At 41.9% G+C, this 12,227-nt stretch carries 10 protein-coding genes; 6 read left to right on the plus strand and 4 right to left on the minus strand.

The features are described from left to right. Positions 1 to 97: 97 nt before the first annotated feature. From tsf to recG, 3 genes are all read left to right on the plus strand, one after another. Positions 98 to 1,042, plus strand: coding sequence for a translation elongation factor Ts (gene tsf / locus I8752_RS04770; protein ID WP_214431182.1), 945 nt, complete (start codon positions 98 to 100; stop codon positions 1,040 to 1,042). Between the two features lie 264 nt (positions 1,043 to 1,306). Next, positions 1,307 to 2,353: a hypothetical protein gene (locus tag I8752_RS04775; RefSeq protein ID WP_214431183.1), complete on the plus strand. Its 1,047-nt coding sequence runs from the start codon at positions 1,307 to 1,309 to the stop codon at positions 2,351 to 2,353. A gap of 110 nt (positions 2,354 to 2,463) precedes the next feature. After that, positions 2,464 to 4,965 carry an ATP-dependent DNA helicase RecG gene (gene recG / locus I8752_RS04780; protein ID WP_214431184.1) on the plus strand — a complete coding sequence of 834 codons (2,502 nt, stop codon included), beginning with the start codon at positions 2,464 to 2,466 and terminating at the stop codon, positions 4,963 to 4,965. Between the two features lie 73 nt (positions 4,966 to 5,038). Here recG and I8752_RS04785 read toward each other — a convergent pair whose 3' ends face one another. From I8752_RS04785 to I8752_RS04795, 3 genes are all read right to left on the minus strand, one after another. Further along, positions 5,039 to 7,543: a caspase, EACC1-associated type gene (locus I8752_RS04785; RefSeq protein WP_214431185.1), complete on the minus strand. Its 2,505-nt coding sequence runs from the start codon at positions 7,541 to 7,543 to the stop codon at positions 5,039 to 5,041. A 29-nt stretch (positions 7,544 to 7,572) separates the two neighbouring features. Beyond that, positions 7,573 to 7,950, minus strand: coding sequence for a hypothetical protein (locus I8752_RS04790; RefSeq protein WP_214431186.1), 378 nt, complete (start codon positions 7,948 to 7,950; stop codon positions 7,573 to 7,575). 169 nt (positions 7,951 to 8,119) lie between these two features. Beyond that, positions 8,120 to 8,902, minus strand: a complete 783-nt coding sequence (locus I8752_RS04795) for an ABC transporter permease (RefSeq protein ID WP_214431187.1) — start codon at positions 8,900 to 8,902, stop codon at positions 8,120 to 8,122. Between the two features lie 166 nt (positions 8,903 to 9,068). Between I8752_RS04795 and I8752_RS04800 the strand changes: the two genes are divergently transcribed. Beyond that, positions 9,069 to 9,674, plus strand: coding sequence for a DedA family protein (locus tag I8752_RS04800; protein WP_214431188.1), 606 nt, complete (start codon positions 9,069 to 9,071; stop codon positions 9,672 to 9,674). A 91-nt stretch (positions 9,675 to 9,765) separates the two neighbouring features. Continuing rightward, positions 9,766 to 9,891, plus strand: a complete 126-nt coding sequence (locus tag I8752_RS37935; protein ID WP_263985284.1) for a hypothetical protein — start codon at positions 9,766 to 9,768, stop codon at positions 9,889 to 9,891. Between the two features lie 92 nt (positions 9,892 to 9,983). Here the strand turns inward: I8752_RS37935 and I8752_RS04805 are convergent, their stop codons facing one another. Then, entirely contained in the window at positions 9,984 to 10,481 is a 498-nt protein-coding gene (locus I8752_RS04805; RefSeq protein WP_214431189.1) for a hypothetical protein, read from the minus strand. A 380-nt stretch (positions 10,482 to 10,861) separates the two neighbouring features. On the opposite strand from I8752_RS04805, the gene I8752_RS04810 reads away from it, so the two are divergent. Continuing rightward, entirely contained in the window at positions 10,862 to 12,130 is a 1,269-nt protein-coding gene (locus I8752_RS04810) for a glycoside hydrolase family 10 protein (RefSeq protein ID WP_214431190.1), read from the plus strand. Positions 12,131 to 12,227 lie beyond the last annotated feature (97 nt).

The following is a 12,227-nucleotide window of genomic DNA, read 5'->3' on the forward strand; positions in this document are numbered from 1 at the left end:
CTTTAGATTTCATCCTTGTCCTCGTCCTGAGTAAGATAGAAATACTCAACACCCGTGAGCGATTACAACTCGAGGTCAAGTTAGGAATTGAGGCAACATGGCGGAAATATCTGCAAAACTAGTCCAAGAGCTACGCCAAAAAACTGGTGCAGGCATGATGGACTGCAAAAAAGCGCTGAAAGAAACTGATGGCGATGTAGAACAAGCTATAGACTGGCTAAGAAAAAAGAACTTAGTTTCAGCGGGTAAAAAAAGCGATCGCATTGCGGCAGAAGGTATAGTGGACACATACATTCAGCCTGGCGGTCAGGTAGGTGTACTCATTGAAGTCAACTGCCAAACTGATTTCGTTGCCCGCAATGAAGCTTTCAAAAGTTTAGTCAAGAACCTAGCTAAACAAGCAGCAACTGCTGATACTGTTGAGGCTTTATTAACTCAACCCTATATTGAAGATGAAAGCTTGACCGTAGAAGACTTCATCAAGCAAGTCATCGTCAATTTAGGTGAAAATATTCAAGTACGTCGCTTTGTTAATTACTCATTAACAGAAGGTACACCAGGTGTAGTAGACAGCTACATTCACACCGGCGGTCGAGTTGGTGTATTGGTCGAACTGAAATCTAAAAGCGAGTCTGCGGCTGGTAATGAAGAATTCCAAACCTTGGCACGGAACGCGGCCATGCAAGTTGCGGCTTGTCCGAATGTTGAGTATGTAGGCGTAGACCAAATCCCTGTCGAAGTAGTTCAAAAAGAAAAAGACATTGAAATGGGGCGGGATGATTTGGCGAACAAACCAGATAACATCAAAGAGAAGATTGTCCAAGGGCGGATTGAAAAACGTCTCAAAGAATTGACTTTGCTAGATCAACCTTACATTCGCGACCAGAGTATTTCTGTGGAAGACTTGGTCAAGCAAGTTAAGGCTAAAGTAGGCGAAGACATTCAAGTAAGTCGCTTTGTCCGCTATGTACTAGGCGAAGGCATTGAAAAGCAAGAAAGTAATTTTGCTGAGGAAGTTGCCGCACAAATGGGTGGCAAGTAATTTAGTCATTAGTCAGTGGCCAGTAGTTAGTAGCAAACAACAACTGACCACTGACAACTGACTCTTTTAACAACAGGTCAGTTAAACTACACTGACCTGTATTTTATTAGTTCTTAGAGATGGTAACTAATTAATCGACTTGGGTAAAAGCTAAAAGCATAGTTAATATAAAGTTTAAAATCTAAAATCTTTGAGATAGTTATTTTAGAATAAATACGTACATTTGTACCATAGTTTGGTTCTGATGGACAATCAACAGAAGATATGGCAAGAGCAATTGAGCAAATTGAGCGGGATATTGCAGCGCTGCAAGAAGCAATACGGGCGATCGCAGCAGAACTTCACAACGCTTATGCCAGTTATTTAAACTCTTTAGGGCAAGCCTTACAGAAACAGTTAATTCTGGCAATTTACCACTTGTGTACTCAAGGGTATCCGGAAAACTTCCTGAAGTTGTCATTGCATCAGCGGCAACAATTGCAACAAGCCATGCGTAAATTAGGGCAACAGTCAGCTAGGCAGTTGCTTACTTATCTTAACAGTGAGGGGGATGAGGGAGATGAGGGAGATGAGGAGGATGAGGGAGATGAAGGAGATGAGGAAGATGAGGGAGATGAGGGAGATGTAGAAACTGAAAACATCATTGCCTCACCTTTCGAGTTGGCAAGTGATGCTGCTAATGTCCCTAACATTGCACTCACGGACTTGCCGGAAACCGCAGCCAATCTGTTGGGTAATTCTGCCGACTTGGAGGCAGTAGCGTCTCAAACTCCGACCTCCTCACCGCATCCCCCTATTCCCATGTCCCTATCTTCATCTCCTGTGTCCCTCAGTGCTACCCAAGAGTTTCTCACTCCCGATCTTTCTAACCCAGTAGAATTAGTAAAATGGCAACAGAGTCTGGAATATCTGACGCAGCAGACACTGAAAAAAGCTTCTCATGAAGCTAATGTTTTATTACAAAAAGTTGGTATTTTACCTAAAAAATTACCCGAACCGATTTTAGAAGCGGCTGCGGCTGTATCGGAAGCATCTGCTGAAGTTATGCCAGGCCCCCCTAACCTTTTAAACTTAGTAATTGAAATTGAAAATGAGCAGGATGCAGAAAACAGCGGTCTGACGCAAATTATGACTATTAACCTACGGCTGGGGGAAATTGAATTTGCTGACGCGATGGTTTCATCTGGTCGCAAGCAAATTCGCAATATCTTAGTTCAGCTAAACAAAGTAGGACGCGAGTATCAAAAAAAGCAACGGGAACGCTCAGTTGCTGAAGCTGAAGCTGCATGGCGTGCCAGTTGGTTTGAATAAGTGCTGAGTGCTGAGTGCTGAGTGCTGAGTGCTGAGTAGAGACGCGATTAATCGCGTCTGTACAAGAGTCAGTAGTCAGTAGTTTGTGATTTTCCACTGACAATTGACCAATGACTAATGACACCCCAGATTGGATACGATTGCATAAAGCTTTGACAATAGAGGCAGAACAAGGCTTTACAGATTTGATGGGTAAGCAATACCGCTTCAGTGAATTTCTTAGCCTGACTTTTGGGAAATTTCCTACAGTTTTACCTTCTATTGAGCGCCGCTATTGGCAAGAACTAGCGGTTAAATTTGCTAGCTATCCCGATCTGGTTTTAGAAGACAGACAGCACTTATTGGCAGAAACTCGCAGATATCTCTATCAACTGCAAAAAGAGCAAGAGGGCGAAGGAGCAGATGGGCAGAAGAGCAGGGGAGCAGGGGAGCAAGGGAGAAGTTATCCAACCAAAATCCAGCAAAATTCTACCTCTCCAATTGTTGCTGAGGTGAGTCGCAGGCTGGGTCCTAAAATAGACCAAAAACTCAGCGATTTACCAGAAATAGGCTTCAGAAAAGCTGACAAATTGGCGGCTCTGCGTTTGTATACTGTGCGCGATTTGCTTTTCTACTATCCCCGCGACCACATTGACTATGCGCGTCAGGTGAATATCCGCGAGTTACAGGCAGGTGAGACTGTGACAATTGTAGCAACGGTGAAGCGTTGTAATTGCTTTACTAGCCCCAAGAATAAGAAATTATCAATTTTAGAACTGATACTCAAAGATAACAGCGGTCAAATTAAAGTTGGTCGCTTCTGGGCTGGTACGCGTTTTAGCAGTCGTGCTTGGCAAGAAAGTTTAAAACGCCGCTACCCAGTGGGTAGTATTGTGGCAGCGTGTGGGTTAGTGAAAGGAAGCAAGTACGGCTTGACACTGGATAACCCAGAACTGGAAGTTTTGGCAAATCCAGGAGACACGATAGAGTCATTAACTATCGGGCGGGTAGTGCCAATTTATGCCTTAACTGAAGGTGTGATGGCAAATATGGTACGACAGGCAGTCATTGCCGCTTTGCCAGCTGCGACTCACCTCAAAGACCCGTTGCCTCCTGGTTTGCGGCAGAAGTATGGTTTGATGGAATTAAAGGATGCGATCGCTAATATACACTTTCCCGATGAGAGCGCTACTTTACAAGTTGCCCGTCGTCGCCTAGTCTTTGACGAATTTTTCTACCTGCAACTCGGTTTACTGCAACGTCAACAACAAGCAAGGGCTATCCAAACTAGTGCCATTCTTGCTCCCAAAGGTCAGTTAATTGAAGAATTCCACAAGCTATTGCCTTTTCAACTGACTGGCGCACAGCAACGAGTCTTGAACGACATCCTTAACGACTTGCAAAAACCCGTGCCGATGAATCGTTTGGTACAGGGTGATGTGGGTTCAGGTAAAACTGTGGTTGCCGTGATTGCGATCTTGGCAGCTATTCAATCTGGCTACCAAGCTGCCTTAATGGCTCCCACGGAAGTTTTGGCAGAACAGCATTACCGCAAGTTAGTTAGCTGGTTTAACCTGCTGCATTTACCAGTGGAATTACTAACAGGTTCCACCAAAACCGCTAAAAGACGAGAAATTCATTCCCAGTTACAAACTGGCGAATTACCTCTATTGGTGGGAACCCATGCCTTAATTCAAGACCCTGTAAACTTTCAGCAATTGGGGTTAGTGGTAATTGACGAACAGCATCGCTTCGGGGTAAAGCAGCGGGCGCTATTACAGCAAAAAGGCGAACAACCCCATGTATTAACTATGACTGCTACGCCCATTCCTCGGACACTAGCATTGACCATACACGGGGATATGAATGTCAGCCAGATTGATGAGTTACCACCGGGACGGCAAAAAATTCAGACTACTTTGTTAACAGGTCAGCAACGCACCCATGCTTACGACCTGATTCGCCGGGAAATTGTCCAAGGCAGACAAGTTTATGTAGTGTTACCACTAGTGGAAGAATCAGAAAAGCTAGATTTGCGATCGGCAGTTGAAGAACATCAAAAGCTACAGGAAAGTGTTTTTCCAGACTTTCAAGTAGGATTGTTACACGGTCGCATGAGTTCAGCTGATAAGGATGAAGCAATTACTAAATTTCGAGATAATCAAACGCAGATTCTAGTATCTACTACTGTTGTTGAGGTTGGAGTTGATGTGCCGAATGCAACAGTTATGCTCATTGAAAATGCAGAGCGATTTGGTTTATCGCAACTGCACCAATTACGCGGGCGCGTTGGTCGTGGCGCGGCTCAGTCTTATTGTTTGTTGATGAGCAGTTCTAGAAGTCCTGATGCTCAACAACGGCTGAAGGTGTTGGAACAGTCCCAAGATGGCTTTTTTATCTCGGAAATGGATATGCGTTTTCGCGGCCCTGGAGAAGTTTTAGGAACTCGACAATCGGGAGTGCCAGATTTTACCTTGGCAAGTTTAGTGGAAGATGAGGAAATTTTACTGCTGGCGCGACAAGCAGCCGAGAAAGTCATAGAAACGGATGCAACTCTAGAACGTTGGTCTTTGATGAAACAAGAGTTAAAGTACCGCTATGAGCGGCTGATGGGTGGAGCGATTTTGACATAATATTATGTAAAGTGCTGAGATAAGAAGTATTTGCCTTGTCTTCTTGCTACACCCACTCCCTAGTTTATGAGGGCTAATTAGGAAGCAGTACAAACTCATATTCGTTAGTACCAGCTTTTTGTTGAACTTTGACTAAAAAGATGCGATTATTTATGCGATCGCCTGATTGTTCAAACTGAATCTTTCCAGTTGCACCCTCGACTGAAAAATTGGAACTATGGAGTACTTTTTGTAGTTCCTCACGGGTGCTAGCTTGCTTCAAACCTGCTATTAGCGCTAGAGTTCCATCATAAGTTGTCGCCGTTCGCCAATTTACACGTCCACCCCAAAGTGCCTGAGCTTTTTGCCCAAAAGGATTATCGGGAATTGCTTGAGGATGCCAAGGTGCAGCGAGTATCATTCCATTAATATCAGCTTTCCCTTCCGCTAGGGTTTGTTGCGTATACATTGTAGGACTACTAAATAGCGGCAATCGTCCTTGATTAGCTCGTGCCAGTTCTAGAGCTTTATTTATTTTGCTGATATGAGGAGCCAGAAACAAACCATTTGCTCCACTTTTGATAGCTTGAGAAAGTATTACATTGGAGTCGAAACTAGAGTCAGAAAAATTACAATTAGTAGGATTAATCTTACCGTTAGTCTGTTCTATTGCTTTAGCATATTCATCTGCGAACCACTTATTATCAGGAGACTCAGCATCAACACAAATAACAACGTTGCTTGTAGCCGCACTATTGATTTTGTAATTAGAAAGGCTTTTTACTAAGTTATTAGTACTAACAATACGGAATATATAATTGCTAAGACCAGACAAGCGTTGGTCAAAACTGGTGGGAGAAATCATCACTAGCTTTCCACTTTTGTACACGTATGCAGCAGGTACAGCAGCTTCGCTTGCGTTGTGCCCCACCACAGCTAGAATGCTTCGATCTTGGACAAAGTGTTTAGCAATATTTTGGGCTTCATCTGTGTCATTATCATCATTAGCGATCGCCACCTCCAAGAGTTTGCCATTGATGCCACCACTATTATTTACCTCATCTTGAGCTTGAGCTACACCACGTAGCATCTCTTTTGCGTTATTAATAGTTGTCCCAATGGGTACACTCACAGCAATTTTAAGCCGATCTCCTTTCTGACGAGCTTTAGCATTGTTCAAGTAAATCAATGCTTCTGGGTCTGTGAGATTAGCTTTACGATATAAATTGAATTTCTCAATAGCAGTCTGACAATCACCTTTAGCAAATGCCTGAGCACCTGCTTCTTTATCTGGATTAGTATCTTGTTTCTCTAAAATTTCTTCACCCAAGCTAACATTGTCATTCAAACTATATGTCTCTTTAGCACAGGAGTTTTCTGTGGGCTGAGTTACAGGAGATGGATCTCTATGTAGAAAAAAGTAAACTACAGTACCACCAATAACTAATCCGATTACTCCAAAGATATATTGTCTAAGATAGTATAAAAAATTCTTATCTGGAGGTGGGGGAGCAGACGTAGGTGGTTGTTCGGTATTTATAGGGGCTTCGATTAAGGCTATATCTTCATCTCTTAGTCCTGACATTTGTTGAAGACGGTTTAAATCAGCACGAGCTTGGTCACTGAGAGGAAAATTACGTTCAATCTCATTGCGGTACGCCTGCTCATATCGGTGTAACTTTTTTTTGTAAACTTCAATAGGTGCTAACACTTCAGTTTCAATTGCAGCAGTCTGCTCAGGTGTTAGTTGCAGCCTATCTTGTAGCCCGTCCAATGCAGCGCGACCAATAAAAGAAATCTCACCGTTACCGCGCTTTACCCAATGCTCAACTTCTCTACGATATTGGAGATTAGGATCGTCAACAGGTGCTTTGGCAAGGTAGATTTTATAGCCTTCTTTGATGGCATATATTTCCGGTTTCATGGCTGGAGCTGCTTCTTGTACCTTCTTGCCAGCATATTCATGCAATTCATCAACAGAAATCCAACCATCTTCATCCCGGTCTGCTGCACCAGTTTTTAGCCCCTCAACTATGTAGCGGGTATAAGTTGAGATATCTGCCCCTTGTTGTTCAAAAGAATACTGGGTCGAAGTTGAAGATGTGAGAACAGCGCGTCCTTCTCCACCTAATTGGTTCCTAACATCCACGAAACCATCATCTCGCGCTAAAAGGCCCTCGGCAAATGCACCACTAAAGCAACAATCAAGAATTACTACCTCGCGTTTAGAGCGGCTATTGCTCATAACTTCATGCACAAAGTTAGCTGGTACTGTTGTTGCCTTAACTAATACTCCTCTATCAGTTTTACAGGTGTTGCAAGTAGCAAAGTAAAGTTTTCCATTCTCGTCTTTAATACCATGACCAGAGAAAAATAACAGTATGAGGTCATCTCTTTGACGACCATCAAACAAAGTTTCGATGGCTACTGCCATCTCATGTTGTTGAGGATTTATCAGTACTTTTACTTCATCAAAACCGCCAATCTCTGGGTTGTGCAAAACTTGCCGCATTGCTTCAACATCATTTGTCGCCGCTGGCAATGGGGTAAGACCAGGCTCGTACTCACTTACTCCAATTAAAAGAGCTACTTTTGCCATTTGGCTATTCTTCCTTGCTGATAAATTTCTCAGTTACCTGCGATAAACTTTTGAGCTTGTTCAATGGCGGCGGCTAACTCTTGTTGACTGCTAGCTTTGACTTTAAGCTTTTTGCCGTTTGCCTCGACTTCTAATTCAATGGTTTTATTACCCAAGCGATCGCGCAAAAATCCCAGGAATTTCTTAAAATTGGCAAGACTCACCTCTGCTTGCAATACCCCTACCAGAAAACCTCCAACAGATTTGGTATCTTTGGGTATTTCGGTCACTGGTACGAGTTCCGCACTTTCTACATCTAAGTCTCTGATTTCTCGCAATAGATTTCGCGTTTCCTGCTCTTGCTCCTCTGGCTCTAAATCTGGATTAGTCAGAGCGATTGTCAGTTTGACGTTAGATTTAGAACTCATTTTGTGTCCTTTGAGGTTTTCTAGCAGTTGACAGTCAATAGTATTTACGTGATATTACTATTGACATCATATCGACTATGTAAAAAACCTAAAATCTTTCAAGATTTTTACAGAAATTTATAAATTTTAAGTGAAAATATCTAGAAATACAAGCGACCGCTTTTATTTGTTAACTGGAAGCGCTAGTATAAAACCGCAAGGCAAACCGCCAAAACCACGTGGAAACGAAAAACAACACCAGTGCTAACACGGCTGCACCTATCAACCAAGTAGTTTGACCTCGCCCTAAAACTATCTCTGCGGGTACAGTTGTTAAAAAGGTTACTGGAACTACAAAAGTGAAGAAGAAGCGGTAAGCTGTGGGGTAAGCTGCGATTGGATATCTGCCAGCTTCTAATAAACCTCGTAACACTTCGGTGGCATTGTATATTTTCACAAACCAAATGCTAGTTGCTCCCAGCATAAACCACAAGCTATAAAGAATCACCAAGCCGAAGAAAAACGGCACTACACTAATTAGATAGTTACTGATTTCTAAACCAAGGCGTTTACCTGCGTAGCCAATTATTAAAATACCGAAAATTATATCCGACAGTCCCCAAGGAGAAATGGTATGAGTAGAAAGCCAAAACTGACTGCGAATCGGTTTTAGTAGTACAAAGTCTAAAGTACCTACCTGAACATGGCTAACAATGCGATTGAGATTTGGAGCCAGAAAGGTAGCAGAAAAGCCTTGTAGCAAGGTAAAAACTCCGACAACAACTAAAGCTGCTTCCCATGACCAGCCGGCAAACGTGTAGCCTGTGCGGTAAAACAAGAATAGTCCAAACAGACTGCCTCCAAGATTGCTCAAGCTGCTGAGAGTGGCTATGACAAAGTTGAGGCGATACTCCATCTCTGCTGCGATCGCGGTACTCCAAAATAGCCTTAGTACTTTCCAATATCTTTGCATTTTACACCCGTCATAGGGATTAAGTTAGAAGGGAAAAGGGGAAAGGGGAAGATTTTGTTTAATAATGATGCTAAATAAATTTACTTAAACTTAATAATATTAATCATTTAGAAAAATTGCTGAACGTTAAGATGTTGAATGCATATGCTTGACAATGTGAAATTCTATGCATTTTGACTTACCACAGTTGATTAAATCGCTAGGCTACTTTGGTGTTTGGGCAATTATCTTTGCTGAATCTGGCTTACTGATTGGTTTTTTTCTCCCAGGAGATAGCTTACTATTTACCGCTGGATTCATCGCCTCTCAGAATTTGCTGAATGTTTGGATTTTGATGATTGGTGCTTTTATTTGTGCCTTCCTAGGTGATAATGTCGGCTACACTACAGGTCACAGATTTGGGAGAAGATTATTTCAAAGAGAAGATTCTTGGTTATTTCATAGAAAACATGTTGTCAAAACTCAACAGTTTTACCAACAGTACGGTAAAAAAACGATTGTTTTAGCAAGATTTGTGCCGATAGTACGGACTTTTGCACCAATTGTAGCTGGACTAGGTGCTATGGAGTACCGAACATTTTTATTTTACAACTTAATCGGCGGCTTTGTTTGGACATTTGGAATTACCCTATTAGGCTATTTCTTAGGAAAATCTCTCCCTGCCGAACAGTTAGATAAGTACTTATTACCGATAATTGGATTAATTATTGTATTGTCTTTACTACCATCGATTCTTCACGTAATTAAAGAATATAGAACCAATAAAAAATAGGAGTTAGAAGTATTTTTGATCGAATGAACATTTGTACTAATAAATAAAGTATTGCAGACACTGGCTATACTTCGTAGTACTCGATTCGCAATTGCAGCTTGTGCTAGGTGTTTTTACCTTTGAAGATACCTACACTCGCAAGGATGCACAACTCAAGACTGTAGTAGCCCAAACCAGTGGATTGGCGATCGCAACTAGTATACTCGTTCAATTTTAATTAGTATCCCAGAGTAAAAAGTGTATTTTGTTGGATAATTGCCATCCCCGGTATTGATTAGCCAGTAATTAGAAGTCTTTGTAAGACCAATATCAAGCACTAAGAACTGGACTTTCAATTAACTGGTTGTTAGAGACATCAAATCTAATAGTGCTAGCTGCCCAGTTTTTCATATCAGGTGCTAACCACACTAGCTTGCTGAGAATTTCATCATTTACCCACAAGACTAAGGGAAAGCGAAAATTTTTCCGAAACTCATCTCGCATGAGATTCGTGCTGATAACTAATTGATTAATTGCCACTACAGATTCTAAACCCTGTATAACTAAAGCTTCGGGTTGAGAAGCACCAAGTGTATTTGTAATAGTTGTGTAAAGTGTCTCCACTGAAGGGGAGAGAGTAATTTCTTGGATATCTAGCGCTGAAAATTCCTTTACCAAACTTAGTATTTGCTGCTGTTTATTCACAGAGTTACAACACGCCAATATTAGTGCAAACTCTCCAGTCGCAACCATTACAGCCCTTGCTAGTCTTTGAATAGCTGCTGTAGCGACTACCTGGTTGTTTTGAGAGTTACCTAAGCTTTTCATGATAAACCCTGTTTTTGGTTTTCAAAGTTGCATCTACTAACAGTAGAATTACTTTTTGTAAAGTATTTTGGATTACAGACTACTTAAATTATAATTCGATTGAAATTTACTTTTGATAACACTTAACAGAATCTTAAAGATTCACTAGTTAAGTCGGCAAGACGTGTGTTATCCCACATCTGGAGATAAGAAATAGTGTAGTAATAATCACAAGTTAATGCAAGCGTCATAGGATATAAGGGTAAAAATTTTAAATAATCAAAAGATACAAGCCGCTTGCAAAAATTAATTAAACTCCTAATCAGTAGACACAAATGCAACTTCTGTCAAAATATACCAAACATAGTTCATGTTTTCTTTTCTGAAAGCTGTAGCAAATTATGCAAAAATTTGTAAAGTGGTGTGTGAAGTTTTTACAGGGAAAAATTATTTCCAGTAGAAAGGGAGCGTTTGTTGCGATCGCAACCTTGAGCGTGGTAGCAACGCTGATATTATCGTTACCTTTGAACGCTCAAACAACTCCTTTGCCATACCCGCGCCGGGCTACGCCAAAGCCAGCAACTGAGTTAAGAGGAGTGTGGTTAACAAATATTGATAGTGATGTGCTGTTTGAAGGCAATCGTCTTAAAAATGCTTTGCAAACCCTTGATGAATTAAACTTTAACACCGTTTATCCTACGGTATGGAATTGGGGTTATACACTTTATCCCAGCAAAGTTGCAGGCAAAGTTATTGGGCGATCGCTCGATCCCACCCCTGGACTGCAAGGGCGAGATATGCTCAAAGAAGTTGTCAGTGAGGGACATAAAAAAGGGTTAACCGTGATTCCCTGGTTTGAATTTGGCTTCATGGCTCCTGCTGATTCGCTTTTAGCTAAAAATCGTCCCCAATGGCTCACCAACCGCAGCAACGGTACACGAATTGTCAAAGAAGGCACACATGACCGCGTTTGGCTAAATCCCTTTCGCCCAGATGTGCAACAATTCATCCAAGATTTAATCGTTGAAATCGTCAGAAACTACGATATTGACGGCATTCAATTTGACGACCATTTTGGCTTACCATCAGAACTAGGCTACGATGCTTATACAGTGGCGTTATACAAAAAAGAACATCGCGGTCAAGCTCCTCCCATAAACTTCAAAGATCCTGAATGGGTGCGTTGGAGAGCTAACAAAATCACCGACTTTATGAAGCGGCTATTCACAGCTATTAAAGCCAGTAAAAAAGACTGCCTTGTTTCCGTTTCACCTAATCCTCAACGTCTTTCTTATGAATTCTCTTTAGCAGACTGGCAGAAATGGGAGCGGATGGGACTGATTGAAGAGTTGGTATTGCAGGTATATAGTAAGGACTTGAATTTCTTTATCAGTGAATTAGAGTATCCAGAAGTCAAAGCAGCACGAACTCACATCCCTGTGAGTATCGGCATTTTAGCTGGTTTGAAAAACAGAACCATACCCATACAAGAGATTCAGACACGAGTGCAAAAAGTACGCGATCGCAACTTTGCTGGAGTTTCCTTCTTTTTCTATGAAACCCTCTGGAACCTGAGCCAAGAAACAGCTCTCAAGCGTCGCTCTGGCTTCCAGCAAATCTTCCCCGCACCAACGACTTATCCCAATTTGCTTACAGGTTGGAAACCTTAAGAGAGCAGGGGGAGCGCAGGGGCGGAGGGGCAAAGAAGATGAGAGAGTAGGGGGCAGACAAGGGAGACAATAAATAATAATTACTCCTGCCTCTTGT

It is taken from the genome of Dendronalium phyllosphericum CENA369, from assembly GCF_016056275.1.
GTDB lineage: Bacteria > Cyanobacteriota > Cyanobacteriia > Cyanobacteriales > Nostocaceae > Dendronalium > Dendronalium phyllosphericum.

Bases quoted from the DNA above. Each gene is read 5' to 3' on its own strand.
- I8752_RS04805 (WP_214431189.1), bottom strand. From the start codon at position 10,481: ATGAAAAGCTTAGGTAACTCTCAAAACAACCAGGTAGTCGCTACAGCA.
- recG (WP_214431184.1), top strand. From the start codon at position 2,464: ATGACTAATGACACCCCAGATTGGATACGATTGCATAAAGCTTTGACA.
- I8752_RS04775 (WP_214431183.1), top strand. From the start codon at position 1,307: ATGGCAAGAGCAATTGAGCAAATTGAGCGGGATATTGCAGCGCTGCAA.
- I8752_RS04785 (WP_214431185.1), bottom strand. From the start codon at position 7,543: ATGGCAAAAGTAGCTCTTTTAATTGGAGTAAGTGAGTACGAGCCTGGT.
- tsf (WP_214431182.1), top strand. From the start codon at position 98: ATGGCGGAAATATCTGCAAAACTAGTCCAAGAGCTACGCCAAAAAACT.
- I8752_RS04795 (WP_214431187.1), bottom strand. From the start codon at position 8,902: ATGCAAAGATATTGGAAAGTACTAAGGCTATTTTGGAGTACCGCGATC.
- I8752_RS04790 (WP_214431186.1), bottom strand. From the start codon at position 7,950: ATGAGTTCTAAATCTAACGTCAAACTGACAATCGCTCTGACTAATCCA.
- I8752_RS04810 (WP_214431190.1), top strand. From the start codon at position 10,862: ATGCAAAAATTTGTAAAGTGGTGTGTGAAGTTTTTACAGGGAAAAATT.
- I8752_RS04800 (WP_214431188.1), top strand. From the start codon at position 9,069: ATGCATTTTGACTTACCACAGTTGATTAAATCGCTAGGCTACTTTGGT.